This window comes from Shinella sp. BE166, from assembly GCF_051201095.1.
Classification (GTDB): Bacteria; Pseudomonadota; Alphaproteobacteria; order Rhizobiales; family Rhizobiaceae; genus Shinella; species Shinella lacus.
In genome coordinates, this window is sequence record NZ_JBPEHL010000012.1 from 24,078 (window position 1) to 43,145 (window position 19,068).

Genomic DNA, 19,068 nt, shown 5'->3' on the forward strand with positions numbered 1-19,068 from the left:
GGAGACACCCATGACCGTCACGATCGCCGCCCTCCAGATGTGCTCCGGGACCGACCCCGTCCGCAACGTGGAGACGATGCGGCGCCTCGTGCGCGAGGCGGCCGCCAAGGGCGCCGTCTATGTCCAGACCCCCGAAATGACCGGCGCCCTCCAGCGCGATCGTGCGGGGCTCCGGGCGATCCTGCGCCCCGAAGCCGACGACCTCGTGGTCGCCGCCGCGGCGGAACTCGCCAAAGACCTCGGCATCCACGTGCATGTAGGCTCGACGGCGATTGCGCTTGCCGACGGCAAGGTCGCCAACCGTGGCTTCCTCTTCGGGCCCGATGGCGCGCAGGTCTGCACTTACGACAAGATCCACATGTTCGACGTCGACCTCGACAATGGCGAGAGCTGGCGCGAAAGCGCGGTCTATTCGCCGGGCGCCGTCGCCCGCATGGCGGACCTGCCCTTCGCCAAGCTCGGCTTCACCATCTGCTACGATGTGCGTTTTCCGGAACTCTTCAAAATCCAGGCGCAGGCCGGCGCGGAAATCATCTCCGTCCCCGCCGCCTTCACCCGCCAGACGGGCGAAGCGCATTGGGAGACGCTGCTGCGCGCCCGCGCCATCGAGAACGGCGTCTACATCATCGCCGCCGCCCAGGCGGGCGTGCATGAGGACGGCCGCGAGACCTTCGGCCATTCGATGATCATCGACCCCTGGGGCCGCGTGCTCGCCTCTGCCGGCGGCACGGGCGAGGCCATCGTGCTTGCCGAGGTCGACCCCGCCGCCGTCAAATCCGCGCACCAGAAAATCCCCAACCTGCGCAATGGTCGCGCCTTCACGCTCGAAGTGGCAGGCGAACCCGCGAAGGGAGGCGTTGCCGCTTGATCCGCTACGAGCTTTCCTGTGACAACGGGCACACCTTCGAAGGGTGGTTCGGCTCGGCGGACGATTTCGACCGCCAGCAGAAGATGGCGCTCGTCTCCTGTCCGACCTGCGGCTCGGCGCATGTCGCCAAGCGCCTGATGGCGCCCTCCGTCTCGACCGCCCGCAAGAAGGAGCGCCGCCAGGAGCTCGTCGTTCAGGCAGGCCAGAAGGAAATGATGGGCAAGCTCCGCGAGATCGTCACCGCGATCCGTGCCAATTCAGAAGATGTCGGCGAGCGCTTCCCCGAAGAAGCGCGGAAAATCCATTACGGCGAGACCGAACAGCGCGGCCTGATCGGCCGGGCCTCCGCCGAAGAGGTGCGCGACCTGCTGGAGGAGGGCGTCGAAGTGGCGCCCCTCCCCGTCCTGCCCGACGAGACGAACTGATCAGGCGGACGCGCGCCGCGCGACCATCATGTAGTTCACGTCCATGTCCTTCGACAGGTTCCACTGGTTGGTCAACGGATTGAAGAACACGCCGGTGCGGTCCGTCACCGTCAGCCCCGATGCATTGAGCGGCTTCTCGATCTCTTCCGGGCGCACCAGCTTTTCATATTGATGCGTGCCGCGCGGCAACCAGCGCAGCACGTTTTCCGCGGCGAAGATCGCCAGTGCGGCCGCCTTCATCGTGCGGTTGATCGTGGCGACGAACATCACGCCGCCGGGGCGCAACATGGAGGCGCAGGTGGTGAGGAAGAACTCGACGTCGGAGACGTGCTCGACCACTTCCATGTTGAGCACCACATCGAATGTCTCGCCCGCTTCCGCCAGCGCTTCGGCCGTCACCGCGCGGTAATCGACGGGAACACCGCTGCCTGTGGCGTGCGCCTTGGCGATGCCGATATTCTTTTCGGAAGCGTCCGCGCCCAGCACCTCCGCCCCCATGCGCGCCATCGGCTCGGAAAGCAGGCCACCGCCGCAGCCGATGTCGAGGATGCGCAGACCTTCGAGCGGGCGATGCGCCTTCGGGTCGCGGCCGAACTGGGCGGAGACGAGATCGCGGATATAGGTGAGGCGGACCGGATTGAACTTGTGCAGCGGCCGGAACTTGCCGTTCGGATCCCACCATTCCGCGGCCATGGCGGAAAACCGGTCGACTTCCGCCTGGTCGATCGTCGTGCGGGCTGCCTCGCTCATGGCTCGTCTCCTTCGCGTCCGTATCCCCGTGAAGTCGGCCTCCACGGGGCGTATGTCAAGGGGGCGAAGTGAAGCGGCTCAGGGAAGCCGCGTCGCCTTGAGCCGGTCTTCGTCGAGCACGATGCCGAGGCCGGGCGCCTCGCCGAGCTTGAGCCAGCCGTTCTCGTGGCGCAGCGGCGTTGCGAGCGGATAGTCGCGGCGCGCCTCGCTCCATTCCGGCGTGTCATAGGGATATTCGAGGAAGGGCGCGTCCCCGGCACCCGCCGTCAGATGCGCATTGGCGAGCACGCCGATGCCGTTCGTCCAAGAGTGCGGCGTGAAGGTGACGCCGGCCTCGCGGGCCTGGAAGGCGAGCCGCCGGCAGCCGGTAATGCCGCCGACCAGCGCCACGTCCGGCTGGATGACGTCGAAGGCGCGCTCCTCGATGATGTCGCGGAACTCGTAGAGCTCGCGCGTCATCTCGCCGCCGGCGATGCGGATGTCGGTCGCCTCCTTGAGCGCCTTCATGCCCTTGCGGTCGGAACGGTGCAGCGGCTCCTCCATCCAGTAGATGCCGAGCCGTTCCAGCTCGCGCGCCACGACCAGCGCATCCTTGAAGGTCCAGGGCAGCGTCGTATCCCAGGGCATGCGCCAACCCTGGTTGCAGTCGACCATCAGCTCCAGCCGGTCGCCGACACGCGCGCGGATCGCCTCCAGCGCCTTCACGTCGTCGCGCCAGCCATTGCGGCCGCCAGCGGAAGACGAGAAGCGCACCTTCATCGCCGGAAAACCCTCTTCGATATAGCGCTCCGCCTGGTCCGCCATGGCGGAGGGTTCGCGCAGCACGCTCGAGGAAGCGTAGAGCCGCACGCGATCCGCCCGGCCGCCGAGCATGCGCCAGACCGGCTCGCCCGTCACCTTGCCGGCGAGATCCCAGAGCGCGAGATCCAGCGGCCAGCAGCGGCCGTAGTGAAAGTTGATATGCGACAGCACCTCATAGTGCCGTTCGAGATGGCGCGGGTCCTGGCCGATGAACAGGTCCTCGTGGCCCTCGAACCCTTTCATCAGGTCGCCGGAGCCGATGCCCTCGCGGCCCTCGTCATCGCTCACGCGCACGATCGTCGCGTCGAAATGCCGGCGCGGCCGGCCGTCCCAGCTTGCCTTGAACGGCGGATCGAGCGGCAGCCGGTGGTGGCTGATCCCGATGGAAACGATCTTGCTCATGCCTTCCCCCCTTAGCCGAACTGCTGCCAGATCGTCTTGTAGTCGCAGTATTTGTCGATCGCATGCACCGAGCGGTCGCGGCCGAAGCCGGATTGCTTGAAGCCACCGAAGGGCGTGGCGAAATTCGACATGTCATAGGTGTTGATCCACACCGTACCGGCATGGATCGCCTCGGAGAAGCGGTGCGCCCGGTCCATGTCGCGGGTGAAGACCGCGCCGGCCAACCCGTAGATCGTATCGTTGGCGATCGCGAGCGCCTCCTCCTCCGTGTCGAAGGCAATCGCCGCCAGCACCGGCCCAAAAATCTCCTGCCGGGCGATGCGCATATCGTTCGTCACATCGGTGATGACTCCCGGCGAGACATAATAGCCGCCGGTCTCCGACAATACGCGCTCCGCCCCGAAAGCCCGGCGCCCGCCGTCCTTTTCACCCATGGCGATCAGGCCCAGCACCTTGTCCATATGTTCCGCCTCGATCAGCGCGCCGATCTGCGCGGAGGGCTCGAAGGGATGCGCCAGTGCGATCTCGCGTTTTACCACCCCCTCGATCTTCTCGATCAGCTTGTCCTGCACCGAGCGCTGAACGACCAAGCGGGTGGCGGCATGGCAGGTCTCGCCGGAATTGTAGAAGCAGCCCCAGGCGGCGGCACTGGCAGCCGCGTCGAGATCGGCATCCTCGAAGACCACGAGCGGCGACTTTCCGCCAAGCTCCAGCGCCACGCGCTTGAGGTTCGACTGCGCGGCATAGCCCATGATCAGCTTGCCGACCTCCGTCGAGCCGGTGAAGGCCACCATGTCGACATCCATGTGCAGCGCCAGCGGCTTGCCGACCTCTTCGCCAAACCCGGTGACGACGTTGAACACGCCGGCGGGAAGGCCCGCTTCGATCGCCAGTTCCGCCAGCCGCAGCGCCGAGAGCGACGACTGTTCCGCCGGCTTCAGCACGACGGAATTGCCGGCCGCAATCGCCGGCCCGAGCTTCCAGGCATCGATGATCATCGGATAGTTCCACGGCGTGATCGCCGCGATGACGCCGAGCGGCACCTTGCGCACCAGCGCGCGGGCCTTCGGCCCCGTCGGCGCGATCTCGTCATAGAGCTTGTCGACCATCTCGCCGTAATACTGGATACCCTCGGCGCAGAGCCGCACATCGACGCCGAGCGAGGCCTGCACCGGCTTGCCGACATCAAGCGTCTCCAGGAGCGCCAGTTCTTCGCCATGGGCGCGGATCAACTCTGCCCAGCGCAGCATGATCTTCTTCTTCTCGATCGGCTCCTTGCCGCGCCACACGGCGCTGGCAAAGGCCTTGCGGGCGAAAGCGACTGCGAGATCGACATCCGCCGCATCACCACGCGCCAGCACGGCACCCGGCTGGCCATCCATCGGGCGCGTGCGGGTGAACGTCTTGCCGGACGCGGCGGGCTGCACCTTGCCGTCGATGAAATGCCCGCGGTCGAGCGAAAGGCCGGCGAGGCGGTCTTCCCAATAGGCGCGGCTGAACTGTTCGGTCATATCGGGTCCTCAGAGCGTCTTGGGCAGGGCCATCATCGCGGCCGCAAAGGTTTCGATGTCGGCGTCGGAAATCTCGCGCACCGTCGAGCGCCGCATCGGCTGATTTTCCGGCGCGCGCATTTCGCGGGCGAGATCGGCGGCGGTGAAATCCGCAAAGGCCTTTGGCAGCGCGCGGACGATGCCGCAGCGATCCATCAGGTCGCCGACGAAGCCGGGCAGCATCGCCGCGTCGGAGAGCCCGCAGGCCCGCGCCGCAGCCGCAAGATCCGCCGTGTCGGCCTCGACCAGCCAGGCGAGCGTCGCCTCGAAGCCGAGCGCCGTGGCAAGCCCGTGATGCACCGGTGCAAGGCCGGCCAGCGCATGGCTGATATTGTGGGCGACCGCCGTGCCGCAATTATCGATGGCGACGCCGGCATAACACGAGCCGAGCAGCACCTTGCCGCGCGCTTCGATATCCGCGGGGTGCTTGACCGCCGTTTCCAGCGCCTCGGTCAGCAAGCCGAGCGCCGCATGGGCATAGAGCGCCGCGCCCGCATGGGCATTGCGGTTGGTCGCCGCCTCGAAGGCATGCACGAAGGCGTCGAGGCCGCACCAGGCGGTGAGGTTCGCCGGCAGCGTCACCGTCAGCGCCGGGTCAAGCAGCACCAGATCCGCCTTGGTCTCCGGCCCCCAGATCCAGAGTTTCTTGCCCTCCGGCCCGGCAAAGATCGTCGTCGCCGAGGTTTCCGAGCCGGTTCCCGCCGTGGTCGGAACCATGATCTTCTTCAGCGGCGCTTTCGGGAGCGGGTTGGCGGCGAGCGCATAGTGCATCGGGTCTTCGGAAGAAGCCGCCGCGCAAGCCGCGATCTTGGCGATATCCAGCGCCGACCCGCCGCCGATGCCGACGACGAGATCCTTGCCCCGCGCCGCCGCCGTTGCGGCCTGCACATGCGCAAGCTTCGGCTCGCCGGCAAAGTCCGAATAGAAATCCACAGCCACGCCTTCCGCGGCGAATTGCGCTGCCAGGCGCGCGCCGAGGCCGCTGTTGGCAAGGAAACCATCGATGACGACAAGCACCTTTTCCGCACCCAGCGCGCGGGCTGAGGCGGCGATGGTGTCATGGACCCCGTCGCCGAAGCGGATATCGGGCACGAAAGACGTTGCGAACTTCACGGAAAATCCCCCAGACGATTTCCCGAACCGTGCATCACGATTTCAGATTTTCAAATCCTTGGATTTTTCGGGCTTTTTGATAACATGAGATTATGAAAGCCGGTCTGCTCGCCCATATCCCGCTGGAAGCCTTCCGCGTCTTCGACGCCGCCTGCCGGCACATGAACTTTTCCCGCGCCGGGCGCGAGCTCAACATCACGCAGGCCGCCGTCAGCCGCCGCATCAAGGGGCTGGAAGACCATCTCGGCACCCAGCTCTTCGCCCGCGCCGGCAAGAATCTGTCGCTGACGCCGCGCGGCGAAAAGCTGTTCCAGCGCGTGCGCGCCTCGCTCGATTATCTGGAAGAAAGCCTCGAACCCTTCCGCACCGGCGCCGGCCAGAGCATCTCGCTTGCCGCCAGCGGCTCCGTCTCGCATCTCTGGCTCGGCCCGCGCCTGCGCGATTTCGCACGCGACAATCCCGGCGTTTCCATTCGCCTCGTCACCGTCGACAGCCCCGCCGACCTCGCCTCGGAAAACAACGACCTCGTCATCCTCTATTCCGCCGGCGAACACCCACGCTGGAACCTGACGCCACTCCTGGCCGAGGAGCTAGCGCCAGTCGCGGCGCCCGGCTACATCGCCCGCAAGGGGCTCGATCCCGCCACGCTCGCCCCGGCCGATCTCGCCGGCCTCGACCTCATCGACTACGAACGTTTCAACGCCAACTGGATTTCCTTCCGCCCCTGGCTGGAGCGCGTCGCGCCGGAAACCTTCCGGCGCCGGCCGCTGCCCCGACCGCATCTCACCTTCTCCACCTATGCACTCGCCATCGATGCCGCGCGCAGCGGCGACGGCGTGGCGCTCGGCAGCCTCGATCTCATCGCCGCCGAACTTGCCGCGGGCACGCTGGTGCAGCTCGGCGGGACGAGCCTCGTCACCGGCTACGGCTATCATCTCGGCTTGCCGAAATTCCGCACCGCGCCGCCGGAGGTGCTGATGCTGCATGAAAGCCTGCTGGCCTCGCGCAACGCAGCGTGAGGCGCGCGCCGGGCCGCGCTTGCAGGCGTGCGCCTTGTGGCCTATCAGGAACGAAAGATCGGCCGCGGCCGGGGCTTGCCCCCATCCGGCGGCCGCATCGACACGGGCAACGGCGCGGTTCGGCATGACGGAGCGGAAGCAAGGCAGATCCGGCTTGGTTGTCTTCGGGCTCTTCGCCATCGTGCTGCTCGGAGCGATCGGCGCGACCGTGCTTCTCGCCAACGATTACCGCAACCTCAACCTGCTGCTCGCCCGCTTCGGCTACGACCCGATAGAGGCCCAACCGCGCGAACGCGCGCTGCGCCCCTACGAGATGAAGGGCAACCGCATGCCACGCCCCGAGGGCCTCATTTCCGAACGGCTGCTGACCCCCGTCACGCCCACGCAGACCCAGTTCGTGCGCACGATCCGCAAGGCGCCGGAAGCGCTCTGCGAGGCGCTGCGCCGCGGCGGCTTCGTCAATTCCGGCTGGAAGGCCAGCATCTTCGACCAGCAGAGCTGGGAGTGCCAGTCCTACCGCGAATTCGCCCACGAGCGCGACGGGCCGAACCCGTCCTCCTCCGTCTTCCTGTCGATCAAGGGCAATGCGGAAACGCGCGTTTCTTCCTTCCGCCTCAAGCTGAATATCGAGAACCCGGCGACGCAAACCCAGGTGACCGATGCCGTCATCAACGCCATCGAAGTCTTTCTCGACGAGGTGCGCTGGGAAGAGGCCCCCGATATTTTCGAGAACATCCGGGCGCTCAAGGAGTTCGACATCATCCGCTTCGGCAACCGCATCCAGCTCAAGAAGGAATTCGGCGAAACGCCGCGCTACAATTTCACCATCAACCCGGACCGCACGCGCAATCGCGGCTCCTACCTGCCGGATTATTTCGACCGCAGCCGCTGGCTGCCGCTCGCGGAAAAAATGTGATGCATGTGCGAACAAGGCCGATGATCGCAGCACTCCTGCTGCTGCTGCTCGTCACCACCATGGCGGCAATGGCGGCGGAACTTATGCCGGGTGCCGCCTCCGACGATCCGATCTGGACCGACAAGCCCGTGCGGATCGACCGCAGCAAGCAGACCTATGAACGGCTCGCGGTCGAGCACATCATGACGCCGCTGCGCATCCCCGTCAGCAGCCGCGTCACCGTGCTCGACAGCACGTCCTTTCGCGACGGCGACCGTCTCTACGTGCTGACGAATGCGATCGCCGTCGATGCGAAGCGGTTCTGCCGCGGCGAAGGCGGCGCCATCGCGGTCTGCGGCCAGAAGGCGCGGATCGTGCTGCGGCAGCTCGTCGCCAACCGCACGCTCTTCTGCGAGCAGGATTTTCGCATCGGCTCCGCCACTTTCCTCACCTGCATATCCGGCGGCAAGGATATCGCCCAGGCGCTGATCGCCGCCGGCGCGGCCTGGGCGGCGACGCCGGAAGGAATGGCCGCCCAGCAGCAGGCGATGCAGAAGAAGGCCGGCATCTGGATCGATGCGGAATGCCGCGCGCTCGGCCGCTGCCCACCCGTCAGGCGGCGTTAGCGATGCGCCACTTTGCCGGTTTTCGTCGGCCGCCTTCCCGGCTATGAGATCGAAGCATGAGCATTGCCCCACCCCCGCTGCGCCGCCGCCGTCTGACGCTTCCCGCCGACCAGCCGCTGATCTATGCGATCGGCGACGTGCACGGCTGCCACGATGCCGTGCTGGCACTGGAGGAGAAGATCCGCGCCGATGCCGCGGCCCATGCCGGCGTGCCGCCGCTGATCCTCTATCTCGGGGATTATGTCGACCGCGGGCCAGCGTCCAATGCGGTGATCGAGCATCTGGCGATGGAGCGCCATGCCGATGGCATCGAGCGCATCGCGCTCTGCGGCAATCACGACGATACGTTCCTGAAGTTCATCATCGACCCGCTGCAACACCTGCGCTGGCTGGATTACGGCGGCGATGCGACGCTGCGCTCCTACGGCATCGACCTTGCGGACTATCGTTACGGCGAGCGCGGCATGCGGGCCCTCGGCGAGGCGCTTCGCCAGCGCGTGCCGCCACACCACATCGCCTTCCTGCAAGACCTGCCGATCGCAGCCTTGAGCGGCCGCCGGCTCTTCGTTCATGCCGGCATCCAGCCGGGCGTGCCCCTTCCGCAGCAGAAGGATTACGACATGATCTGGATCCGCGAACCTTTTTTGAGCGAAGGCCCCGGCCTGCCGATCACGGTCATCCACGGCCATACAGCAGGGCCCGAGCCGGTCTTCGGCACGGGCCGCATCTGCATCGACACGACCTGTTACGCGAGCGGCCGCCTGACGGCGCTGAAGGTGACACCCGCGGGCGCCACGCTACTCTGATCAGCCACGGCCGAACTCATCCTCGATGCGGATGATGTCGTCCTCGCCGAGATAGGAGCCGGTCTGCACCTCGATCAGTTCGAGCAGGATTTTTCCGGGATTGGCGAGGCGATGCACCTCGCCCTGCGGGATATAGACGGATTCGTTTTCGCGCAGCATGACCGTCTTCTCGCCGATCGTCACCTCCGCTGTGCCGCGCACGACGATCCAGTGTTCGGAGCGATGGTGGTGCTTTTGCAGCGAAAGCCGTTTGCCGGGGGTCACGAAGAGGCGTTTCACCTGGAAGCGCTCGCCGTTCAGCACGGAGGTATAGCCGCCCCAGGGGCGGTAGGAGGTCGGGTGCGTCTCGGTCAGCTTCGCCGTCTTGGGCAGTGCCGCGAGATGTTTCACCAGCTTGCCGACATTCTGGCTGTCTTCCATGCGGCCGACATACACGGCGTCCTCGCTGGCGATGACGGCCACATTGTCGAGGCCCTGCACCGCGACATGGATATCACGCGATATGACCAGCGAATTGCGCGTGTCGAGCACGGTCGTGCTGCCATCCGCCACATTGCCGGCCTCGTCCTGCTTGCCGGTCTTCCAGACGGAATCCCAGCTTCCGAGGTCGGACCAGGTGATGGGCGACGGCACAACGGCGGCGATCGGCGTTTTCTCGAAGATCGCATAGTCGACGGAAATATCGGGCGCGCGCGAAAAGGCCGCCTCGTCGAGCCGTTCGAAATCGAGGTCGTGTTTCGCCTTGGCGACCGCTTCGCTCGCCGCATCGAGAACCTCCGGCGCATATTGCCGGAGCTCGCGCAGGAACAGGCCGACCGGCAGCATGAACATGCCGGAATTCCACAGATAGCCGCCTGCCGAAAGCATCTCCGCCGCCTTGTCGCGGTCCGGCTTCTCGACGAAGCGGCGCACGGCATTGGCACCATTGCCGAGGTCCTCGCCGATCTCGATATAGCCGTAGCCGGTCGCAGGCTCGCTCGGCGTGATGCCGAAGGTGACGAGGCGGCCGGCCTGCGCTGCGGCGCGCGCCCGGGCGATGCAGTCGAAATAGACGTCGTTCGCATCGATCTCGTGGTCGGAGGCCAGCACCTGCATGACGGCTTCGTCGCCGTGGAGGCGGGCGATGAGCGTGGCGGCGGCGGCCAATGCCGGCGCGGTGTTGCGCGCGACGGGCTCCAGCAGGATCGAGGTCAGCGGCGCATCCGCGGCGCGCGCCTGCTCGGCGACGAGGAAGCGGAAATCGCTGTTGGTCACGACGATCGCCGGCTCGTAGAGCGCGGTGTCGGAAATGCGCGCCAGCGTCTTCTGGAACAGCGTCGTTTCACCGAGGAATTCGAGGAACTGCTTGGGTGCCGAGGCGCGCGACAGCGGCCAGAGCCGCGTGCCCTTACCGCCGGCCATGATTACGGGTACGATCTTGCGGGTCATCATTCCTCGTCCTGATGCTGGAGCCAGCCATTTTGGGGCCACTCTCCATCCCTGCCGTAAAGAAACAGCAAAATCGGACGCCCGGCAGCCCCCGCCGATGAGCATTCTTACGGATAAGGTAAAGAGACCCTGTTCCCTCGGCAAGCGAATCCATAGCAACAAAAAACCCGCCGAAGCGGGTTTGGTGTCTGCGAAATCCGGGTTCGGATCAGGCCGGCAGGAGCGTGCCCTGCAGCGTGGTGAGCTGCGCGAGGTAGCTCTCGATGCCGAACTTGTGTTCGTCCGAGGACGCATGCTCCAGCTCGGCGCGGGTCGCCTCGATCCGGCGCGTGATGTCTTCGCTCTTGATCTCGTCGACATGCACGGCCGATTCGGCCAGCAGCGTGCAGCCGGTCGGCAGGATGTCGGCGAAACCGCCGAAGACCACGTAGCGGTCCTTCTTGCCATCCGCGAACGTCACGGTGACGACACCCGGCTTGATCGTCGTCATGGTCGGCGCGTGGTTGGCCATGACGGTCATTTCGCCCTCGGTCGCCGGAATGACGACGGAGCTGACGCTGCCGGAAACCAGCAGGCGCTCGGGAGAAACGAGTTCAAAGTTGAAACTGTCAGCCATGACCATTCACTTCTTCTGATTTCATTCGGCCGGGAAACAGGGCGCCCGTTTCAGGGCGCCCCAAGTTCATCAAGCGGCTTCGGCAGCCAGCTTCTTGGCCTTTTCGACCGCTTCTTCCATGGAACCAACCATGTAGAAGGCGGCTTCCGGCAGGTGGTCGTACTCGCCGTTGACGAGGCCCTTGAAGCCCTTGATCGTGTCTTCGAGCGCGACGAGCTTGCCCGGCGAACCGGTGAAGACTTCGGCGACGAAGAACGGCTGGGACAGGAAGCGCTCGATCTTGCGGGCGCGGGCAACGGCGATCTTGTCGTCTTCCGACAGTTCGTCCATGCCCAGGATGGCGATGATGTCCTGGAGCGACTTGTAGCGCTGCAGGGTCGTCTGGACCTTACGGGCGACTTCGTAGTGCTCTTCGCCGACAACCATCGGGTCGAGCATGCGCGAGGTCGAGTCGAGCGGGTCCACCGCCGGGTAGATGCCCTTTTCGGCGATCGAGCGCGACAGAACCGTCGTTGCGTCCAGGTGGGCGAACGAGGTTGCCGGCGCCGGGTCGGTCAAGTCGTCGGCGGGAACGTAGATGGCCTGAACCGAGGTGATCGAGCCCTTGGTCGTGGTGGTGATGCGTTCCTGCATCTGGCCCATGTCGGTGGCGAGCGTCGGCTGGTAGCCCACGGCCGACGGGATACGGCCAAGCAGAGCGGACACTTCGGAACCGGCCTGCGTGAAGCGGAAGATGTTGTCTACGAAGAACAGAACGTCCTGGCCCTTGTCGCGGAAGTCTTCAGCGATCGTGAGACCGGTCAGAGCGACGCGAGCGCGCGCGCCCGGCGGTTCGTTCATCTGGCCGTAAACGAGGGCAGCCTTGGAGCCTTCGCCGCCGCCATGCTTGTTCACGCCGGATTCGATCATTTCGTGGTAGAGGTCGTTGCCTTCGCGGGTACGTTCACCCACGCCTGCAAACACCGAGTAACCACCGTGCGCCTTGGCGACGTTGTTGATCAGTTCCATGATGAGAACGGTCTTGCCGACGCCTGCACCGCCGAAGAGGCCGATCTTGCCGCCCTTTGCGTAGGGTGCCAGCAGGTCGACGACCTTGATGCCGGTGACGAGGATCTGGGCTTCCGTCGACTGCTCGACGTAGGACGGCGCATCCTGGTGGATGGCGCGCTTGCCGGCGGTGACCAGCGGGCCGGCTTCGTCAACGGGCTCGCCGATGACGTTCATGATGCGGCCGAGCGTTTCCGGACCGACCGGAACGGTGATCGGGGCGCCGGTGTTGGCGACCGGCTGGCCGCGGACGAGACCTTCGGTCGAGTCCATGGCGATCGTGCGAACGGTGTTTTCGCCAAGGTGCTGGGCGACTTCGAGAACGAGGCGGTTGCCGTTGTTGTCGGTTTCCAGCGCGTTCAGGATCTGCGGCAGTTCGCCGTCGAACGAAACGTCGACGACGGCGCCGATGACCTGCGTCACGCGGCCGGTCGCAACGAATGCGGCCGGAGCGGCAGCCTTCGTGGCGGCCTTGGCGACAGCGGTCTTCGCAGCCGGTGCCTTAGCAGCGGTTGCCTTTGCGGCCGGAGCCTTGGTTGCTGCTGCTGCGACCGGAGCCGCCGCTGCTGCTGCCGTCTTGGTCGCAGCCGGCTTCTTCGCCGCTGCGGTGTCCTTCGGGGTAGCTGCCTTAGCCATATCTCTTACCCTCTTTGTCCTGGTCCTTAGAGCGCTTCAGCGCCCGAGATGATTTCGATGAGTTCCTTGGTGATCTGAGCCTGGCGCTGACGGTTGTAGTTGAGCGTCAGCTTGTTGATCATTTCACCAGCATTGCGGGTCGCGTTGTCCATGGCGCTCATCTTGGCGCCCATTTCGCCGGCGACGTTCTCGAGCAGGGCCCGGAAGATCTGGACGGAAATGTTGCGCGGGATGAGATCGCCGAGGATCGCGCCGGCATCCGGCTCGTAGTCGTAGATCGCCGTTGCACCGGTCGTCTCGGCGACAGCCGCGGGAGCGGAGGCCGGGATGAGCTGGAGCGCGGTCGGGATCTGCGAAATGACCGACTTGAACTCGGAATAGAACAGCGTGCAGACGTCGAACTCGCCCTTTTCGAACAGGCCGATAACCTTGCGGCCGACCTGGTCTGCATTGGCGAAGTTGATGCGCTTGACTTCACGCAGGTCGACGCGGTCGATGATCAGCGACGCGAATTCGCGACGCAGGATATCGAAACCCTTCTTGCCGACGCAGATGATCTTGACCGTCTTGCCGCTCGCCAGAAGCTTGCGGGTATGGTCACGCGCCAGACGCGCAATCTGCGAGTTGAAGCCGCCGCACAGGCCGCGTTCGGCCGTGCAGACGACGAGCAGATGAACCTGGTCCTTGCCCGTGCCGGTCATGAGGCGCGGCGCCGAATCGTCCTGGCCGACGGCCTGGGCGATGTTGGCGAGAACGGCGCTCATGCGCTGCGAATAGGGCCGGGCGGCCTCGGCCGCTTCCTGGGCACGCCGAAGCTTCGCCGCGGCGACCATTTTCATCGCCTTGGTGATCTTCTGCGTCGCCTTGACGGAGGCGATCCGGTTTTTCAGATCCTTAAGTGAAGGCATCCGTTTTCCGTCCTGTGACATGATCCCCCAGAAAATCCTCTGAGCGGATCATGCGTCAATCAAAGTTCCCGGGCTGCCTGCGCGCCAGCTTAGCGCGCAGGGCTCGAACCGTAGCCTCAGCCGAAGGTCTTGGCGAAGGCATCGAGGGCGGCCTTGAGCTTGCCCTTGGTGTCGTCGCTGATCGCCTTTTCGGTGCGGATCTTGTCGAGGATGTCCTTGCCCTCGGAGCGGAAGTAGCCGAGCACGCCCTGCTCGAACTTGCCGACCTGGTTGACCGCGATCTTGTCGAGGTAACCGTTGACGCCGGCGAAGATCACCACGACCTGCTCTTCCGTCTTCAGCGGCGAGAACTGCGGCTGCTTCAGGAGTTCGGTCAGGCGGGCACCGCGGTTGAGCAGGCGCTGCGTTGCGGCGTCGAGGTCCGAGCCGAACTGGGCGAATGCTGCCATTTCGCGATACTGGGCGAGTTCGCCCTTGATCGAGCCGGCGACCTGCTTCATCGCCTTGATCTGAGCGGACGAGCCCACGCGGGACACCGACAGACCGACGTTAACGGCCGGGCGGATACCCTGGTAGAACAGGTCCGTTTCAAGGAAGATCTGGCCGTCGGTGATCGAGATCACGTTGGTCGGGATGAACGCGGACACGTCGTTACCCTGGGTTTCGATGACCGGCAGAGCCGTCAGCGAGCCAGCGCCCATGTCGTCGTTGAGCTTTGCAGCGCGCTCGAGGAGACGCGAATGCAGGTAGAAGACGTCGCCCGGATAGGCTTCGCGGCCCGGCGGGCGGCGCAGCAGCAGCGACATCTGGCGGTAGGAAACGGCCTGCTTGGAAAGGTCGTCGTAGCCAATGAGGGCGTGCTTGCCGTTGTCACGGAAGTATTCGCCCATCGCGCAACCGGCGAACGGTGCGAGATACTGCATCGGCGCCGGATCGGAGGCGGTTGCAGCAACGATGATCGAGTACTGGAGAGCGCCACGCTCTTCGAGAACCTTCACGAACTGGGCGACGGTCGAACGCTTCTGGCCGATAGCGACGTAGACGCAGTAAAGCTTGTCGCCTTCCGGGCCGTTATCGTGGATCGCCTTCTGGTTCAGGATCGCGTCCAGGATGATCGCGGTCTTGCCGGTCTGGCGGTCGCCGATGACCAGCTCGCGCTGGCCGCGGCCGACCGGGATGAGGGCGTCGATGGCCTTGAGGCCGGTCGACATCGGCTCATGCACCGACTTGCGCGGGATGATGCCCGGAGCCTTGACGTCGACGCGCGAGCGCAGCTTGGCATTGATCGGGCCCTTGCCGTCGATCGGGTTGCCGAGCGCGTCGACGACGCGGCCGAGCAGTTCCGGACCGACCGGCACGTCCACGATGGCGCCCGTCCGCTTGACGGTGTCGCCTTCCTTGATGTCACGGTCCGAACCGAAAATAACGACACCGACGTTGTCGCTTTCGAGGTTCAGCGCCATGCCACGGATGCCACCCGGGAATTCCACCATTTCGCCGGCCTGGACATTGTCGAGGCCGTAAACGCGGGCGATGCCGTCACCGACGGAGAGCACCTGGCCGACTTCCGAGACTTCCGCCTCTTTGCCGAAGTTTTTGATCTGATCTTTGAGAATTGCGGAAATTTCCGCGGCGCGGATATCCATCAGCCGACCTCTTTCAGTGCAAGCTTAAGAGTAGAGAGTTTGGTGCGAAGGGACGTGTCGATCTGGCGGGAACCCACCTTGACGATCAGGCCACCGAGAATGGACGGGTCGACGGTGACGGCGATCGTCACGTCTTTGCCGGCGACGCCTTTCAGCGCCGCCTTCAATTCTGTTTCCTGCGCTGCGGTCAGCGCATGGGCCGAGGTGACATCGGCCGTGATTTCGCCGCGGGCGCGGGCCGCGATGACGCGGTAGGCCTTGATCATGCCCGGAACGGCGAACAGGCGGCGATTTGACGCAACCACCTTGAGGAAGTTTGCCACGAGGCCCGTGATGCCGGCTTTGGCGGCAACGGCGGCAATGGCCTTGGTCTGATCTTCGGCGGAGAAGACAGGGCTGAGGATCAGCCGCTTGAGGTCTTCGCTCCCGTCGATCAGCGCCTGGAAACGGGCGAGATCGGCACCGACACTATCAGCCGAACCGGCTTCCTGAGCGAGGTCGAAAAGCGAGGACGCGTATCTTTCTGCAACACCGGAAACGAGCTGGGATGTGTCTGCCACGGGCACAAGCTTCTCTTCTTTTCATCCAGAAAGCGGGGCGGTAGCGAGGCTACAGTCCTAACCCTCTGAAATCGTTGCGGTAATCTTCAGTTCCCACAGGCTTTGAAGCCCGTTTTTTCTGAATTTCGCGGTTCGTCTAGCATAGGAAACCGGGACTCGCAACACACGCGGCGCAGGAATGCGCCATAAGTCGGCCATAGTCGGAGCAAAAGTTGACTGCGCAGACTATGTTCTGGTCTCGCCGAGGCAGGCCGGGCCGGTTTTTCGCTCAGATGAAGCCGAATGCATAGGCCAAAGGCAGCGCGGCGAGGCCCACCTGCACGAGGAGCACGACGAGGTTTTTCAGCGTGAAGGACCCGTCCGACATCAGCGAGAGAATGCGGCCGAATGCAGCGAGCGCGAAGCCGCCGCCGATGCCCATATAGATCCAGCTCTGCGCCATCATCAGCGCGACGATGGCGAGCCCTGCATAGAAACCACCGGCCGAGCGGGCGAAGGCATACCCTTCGCGGCTGCCCTCGCGGGTCTGGAGGCCAGCGAGCTTCAACGCCGTGCCGGGCGCGAAAAGGGCGAACAGGCCGAACAGCGCGGTCACGATGGCCGCCGAGAATGCGAGCAACTCGCCCGTTTCGGTGGGGATGTAGAATTCCATCGCGACGTTTCTCCGGTTGTGCTCGCCCGCCCCTCTATCGCACAGGCGCGAAAGTCGCAGAAGCGGGTGCGCCGACTTCGCACAACTCTTTGTTAACCATGGCGCTCAGAGGAAACTCTGCGGATCGATATCGAGCTGCACCTGGAGCGATGCGCGCTCCTTCGGCCCGTTGGCGAGCATGGTGCGCAGAAACGTCTGCATGTCGCTGTTGCGCCGCCCGTGGATCAGCAGGCGAAAACGATGGCGGCCGCGCACGAGCGCGAGCGGTGCCTCCGCCGGGCCGAGGATCGAGATGCCGTCCACATGGGGTGCGGCCTGCCGCAGCCCCCGCGCATGCATCTCCGCCTCGCCGCGCGTGTCGGCCGAGACGATGACCGAGGCGAGCCGCCCGAACGGCGGCAGCAGCGCCTTCTCCCGCTCGCCGATCTCGCGATCGTAGAAGGCCTGCGCATCGCCCGAGACGATCGCCTGCATGACGGGATGCAGCGGCTGGTAGGTCTGGATGAGGCCGTGGCTTTTGAGGCCAGAGCGCCCGGCACGCCCCGTCACCTGCGAGAGCAGCTGGAACGTCCGCTCCGCCGCGCGCGGATCGCCGTTCGAAAGGCCGAGATCCGCATCCACCACGCCGACCAGCGACATCAGCGGGAAATTGTGCCCTTTGGCAACGAGCTGCGTGCCGATGACGATATCCGCCTCGCCGCGCGCAATCGCCTCCAGCTCCAGCCGGAGCCGCTTGACGCCCATCAGGTCCGAGGAAAGCACGATGGTGCGCGCCTCCGGAAAATGCTTCTCCACCTCCTCCGCGATGCGCTCCACCCCCGGCCCGCAGGCCGCGAGGTGATCGAAGGTGCCGCATTCCGGGCAGGCTTCCGGCGTGCGCTCGGCATAACCGCAATGGTGGCACTGGATCTGCCCGCGAAACCGGTGTTCGACCAGCCAGCTGGAGCATTGCGGGCACTGGAACCGATGGCCGCAGACGCGGCAGAGCGTCAGCGGCGCATAACCGCGGCGATTGAGGAAAAGCAGCGCCTGCTGCTGCTTCTCGATGGTGCGGGCAATGCCGCGCAGCATGACGGGCGAAAGAAACCCGCCGCGTGCCGGCGGATGGCGGCGCATATCGACGAGATGCAGGTCCGGAAGGGCGGCATCGCCGTAGCGCGTCGGCAGGTGCAGCTTGCGATAGCGCCCGACATCGCTGTTGACCCGGCTTTCGACCGAGGGCGTCGCCGAGACGAGCACGGCCGGGAAATCGCCGATGCGCGCCCGCACCACCGCCATGTCGCGCGCATTGTAGAAGACACGGTCTTCCTGCTTGTAGGCCGGGTCGTGTTCCTCGTCGACGATGACGAGACCGAGATTCTCGAAGGGCAGGAACAGCGCCGAACGCGCGCCGGCCACGACCCGCACATCCCCCATCGTCACCTGCCGCCAGACCTTTTCACGGATGCGCGGGGCGAGATCGGAATGCCATTCGGCGGGCTTGGCGCCAAACCGATCTTGAAAGCGTTCGAGGAAACTCGCCGTCAGCGCGATTTCCGGCAGCAGGATCAGCACCTGCTTGCCTCGCCGCAGCGTCTCGGCAATCGCCTCGAAATAGACCTCCGTCTTGCCCGAACCGGTAATGCCATCGATCAACGAGACGTTGAAGCCGCCGGCGCGCACGCTCTCGACAAGCTCCGCCGCACTCTCCGTCTGTGGCCCTTCAAGCCGCGGCTCCACATGCTCCGGATCGGGCACCGCCACCACGGGCGGCGGCGGCAGGAAGACGGTCTCGAAGCTGCCCTGCTTCACGAGCCCGTCGACGACACTGGTCGAGGTGCCGGCGGCGTGCGCGAGACCCGAGCGGGTCCACGGAATGCCGTCCTCCACCATTTCCAGCACCCGCTCGCGGGCACTCGTCAGCCGCTCCGGCCGGTGGCCGGTGAAACGCAGGCCCTCGATCATCGGCTCGGGATCGAAGGCCGTGGGCGCGCGCAACGCCATGCGGGCGACGAGGCCCGGTGGCGTCACCGTATAGGCGGACACCCAGTCGAGGAAATCGCGCATCTCCTTGGAGAGCGGCGGGCAGTCGAAGACCTTCTCGATCGGCCGCAGCTTCTTCGGATCGACTTGGCTGTCATCGCCGCCATCCCAGACGACGCCCGGCACCAGCCGCGGCCCGAGCGGCACCTGCACGATCGAGCCCGGCTCCACCGCCATGCCCTCCGGCACGGAATAGGAATAGGGCGTGGGCGTGGGTACCGGCACCATGACGGGCACCGTGCGCGGAAAAAGTTTCTCCCCGAAGAGGTCGATCGAATCGCTGCTCATTGCCCGCGAA

At 65.3% G+C, this 19,068-nt stretch carries 18 protein-coding genes; 6 read left to right on the forward strand and 12 right to left on the reverse strand.

Annotated elements, in window-relative coordinates:
• Positions 1-10: 10 nt before the first annotated feature.
• Together J2Y63_RS24615 and J2Y63_RS24620 are read left to right on the forward strand one after the other, a co-directional pair.
• The gene (locus J2Y63_RS24615) at positions 11-868 is read left to right on the forward strand and encodes a carbon-nitrogen hydrolase family protein (protein ID WP_435268244.1); all 858 of its coding nucleotides are present in this window, start codon (positions 11-13) and stop codon (positions 866-868) included.
• Complete coding sequence (locus tag J2Y63_RS24620) at positions 865-1,293, forward strand: DUF1178 family protein (protein WP_435268245.1); 429 nt, start codon at positions 865-867, stop codon at positions 1,291-1,293. Before J2Y63_RS24615 ends, J2Y63_RS24620 begins: the two co-directional genes overlap by 4 nt.
• On the opposite strand, the gene ubiG is transcribed toward J2Y63_RS24620, so the two are convergent.
• The 4 genes from ubiG to J2Y63_RS24640 all read right to left on the reverse strand — a co-directional run bounded on the left by ubiG (position 1,294) and on the right by J2Y63_RS24640 (position 5,909).
• Positions 1,294-2,043: a bifunctional 2-polyprenyl-6-hydroxyphenol methylase/3-demethylubiquinol 3-O-methyltransferase UbiG gene (gene ubiG, locus J2Y63_RS24625; protein ID WP_435268246.1), complete on the reverse strand. Its 750-nt coding sequence runs from the start codon at positions 2,041-2,043 to the stop codon at positions 1,294-1,296. It abuts the gene before it with no gap.
• A 78-nt stretch (positions 2,044-2,121) separates the two neighbouring features.
• On the reverse strand, positions 2,122-3,246 hold the full coding sequence (locus tag J2Y63_RS24630; RefSeq protein WP_435268247.1) for a mandelate racemase/muconate lactonizing enzyme family protein: 1,125 nt from the start codon (positions 3,244-3,246) through the stop codon (positions 2,122-2,124).
• Positions 3,247-3,257: 11 nt separating this feature from the next.
• On the reverse strand, positions 3,258-4,757 hold the full coding sequence (locus tag J2Y63_RS24635; protein ID WP_435268248.1) for an aldehyde dehydrogenase: 1,500 nt from the start codon (positions 4,755-4,757) through the stop codon (positions 3,258-3,260).
• 9 nt (positions 4,758-4,766) lie between these two features.
• The gene (locus J2Y63_RS24640; RefSeq protein WP_435268249.1) at positions 4,767-5,909 is read right to left on the reverse strand and encodes an iron-containing alcohol dehydrogenase; all 1,143 of its coding nucleotides are present in this window, start codon (positions 5,907-5,909) and stop codon (positions 4,767-4,769) included.
• Positions 5,910-6,001: 92 nt separating this feature from the next.
• Here J2Y63_RS24640 and J2Y63_RS24645 point away from each other — a divergent pair, with 92 nt between their 5' ends.
• The 4 genes from J2Y63_RS24645 to J2Y63_RS24660 all read left to right on the forward strand — a co-directional run bounded on the left by J2Y63_RS24645 (position 6,002) and on the right by J2Y63_RS24660 (position 9,255).
• Positions 6,002-6,928, forward strand: a complete 927-nt coding sequence (locus tag J2Y63_RS24645) for a LysR substrate-binding domain-containing protein (RefSeq protein WP_435268250.1) — start codon at positions 6,002-6,004, stop codon at positions 6,926-6,928.
• 154 nt (positions 6,929-7,082) lie between these two features.
• Entirely contained in the window at positions 7,083-7,844 is a 762-nt protein-coding gene (locus tag J2Y63_RS24650) for a DUF6030 family protein (protein WP_435268251.1), read from the forward strand.
• A 20-nt stretch (positions 7,845-7,864) separates the two neighbouring features.
• Positions 7,865-8,449, forward strand: a complete 585-nt coding sequence (locus J2Y63_RS24655; protein WP_435268252.1) for a hypothetical protein — start codon at positions 7,865-7,867, stop codon at positions 8,447-8,449.
• Positions 8,450-8,505: 56 nt separating this feature from the next.
• Entirely contained in the window at positions 8,506-9,255 is a 750-nt protein-coding gene (locus J2Y63_RS24660; RefSeq protein WP_435268253.1) for a metallophosphoesterase family protein, read from the forward strand.
• Here the strand turns inward: J2Y63_RS24660 and J2Y63_RS24665 are convergent, their stop codons facing one another.
• The 8 genes from J2Y63_RS24665 to J2Y63_RS24700 form a co-directional block, all read right to left on the reverse strand.
• Positions 9,256-10,683, reverse strand: coding sequence for a mannose-1-phosphate guanylyltransferase/mannose-6-phosphate isomerase (locus tag J2Y63_RS24665; protein ID WP_435268254.1), 1,428 nt, complete (start codon positions 10,681-10,683; stop codon positions 9,256-9,258).
• Between the two features lie 208 nt (positions 10,684-10,891).
• Positions 10,892-11,299, reverse strand: coding sequence for a F0F1 ATP synthase subunit epsilon (locus J2Y63_RS24670; protein ID WP_435268255.1), 408 nt, complete (start codon positions 11,297-11,299; stop codon positions 10,892-10,894).
• 69 nt (positions 11,300-11,368) lie between these two features.
• Positions 11,369-12,982 carry a F0F1 ATP synthase subunit beta gene (gene atpD / locus J2Y63_RS24675; RefSeq protein WP_256119408.1) on the reverse strand — a complete coding sequence of 538 codons (1,614 nt, stop codon included), beginning with the start codon at positions 12,980-12,982 and terminating at the stop codon, positions 11,369-11,371.
• A 26-nt stretch (positions 12,983-13,008) separates the two neighbouring features.
• Positions 13,009-13,890: a F0F1 ATP synthase subunit gamma gene (locus J2Y63_RS24680; protein WP_256119409.1), complete on the reverse strand. Its 882-nt coding sequence runs from the start codon at positions 13,888-13,890 to the stop codon at positions 13,009-13,011.
• A 116-nt stretch (positions 13,891-14,006) separates the two neighbouring features.
• Positions 14,007-15,536 carry a F0F1 ATP synthase subunit alpha gene (gene atpA / locus J2Y63_RS24685; RefSeq protein WP_256119410.1) on the reverse strand — a complete coding sequence of 510 codons (1,530 nt, stop codon included), beginning with the start codon at positions 15,534-15,536 and terminating at the stop codon, positions 14,007-14,009.
• A complete protein-coding gene (locus J2Y63_RS24690) occupies positions 15,536-16,102 on the reverse strand; it encodes a F0F1 ATP synthase subunit delta (protein WP_435268256.1) in 567 nt (188 codons plus the stop codon). The genes atpA and J2Y63_RS24690 overlap by 1 nt, the downstream gene beginning before the upstream one ends.
• 262 nt (positions 16,103-16,364) lie before the next feature.
• On the reverse strand, positions 16,365-16,748 hold the full coding sequence (locus J2Y63_RS24695) for a DUF4345 domain-containing protein (RefSeq protein ID WP_435268257.1): 384 nt from the start codon (positions 16,746-16,748) through the stop codon (positions 16,365-16,367).
• Between the two features lie 105 nt (positions 16,749-16,853).
• On the reverse strand, positions 16,854-19,058 hold the full coding sequence (locus tag J2Y63_RS24700; protein WP_435268258.1) for a primosomal protein N': 2,205 nt from the start codon (positions 19,056-19,058) through the stop codon (positions 16,854-16,856).
• Between the last annotated feature and the right edge of the window lie 10 nt (positions 19,059-19,068).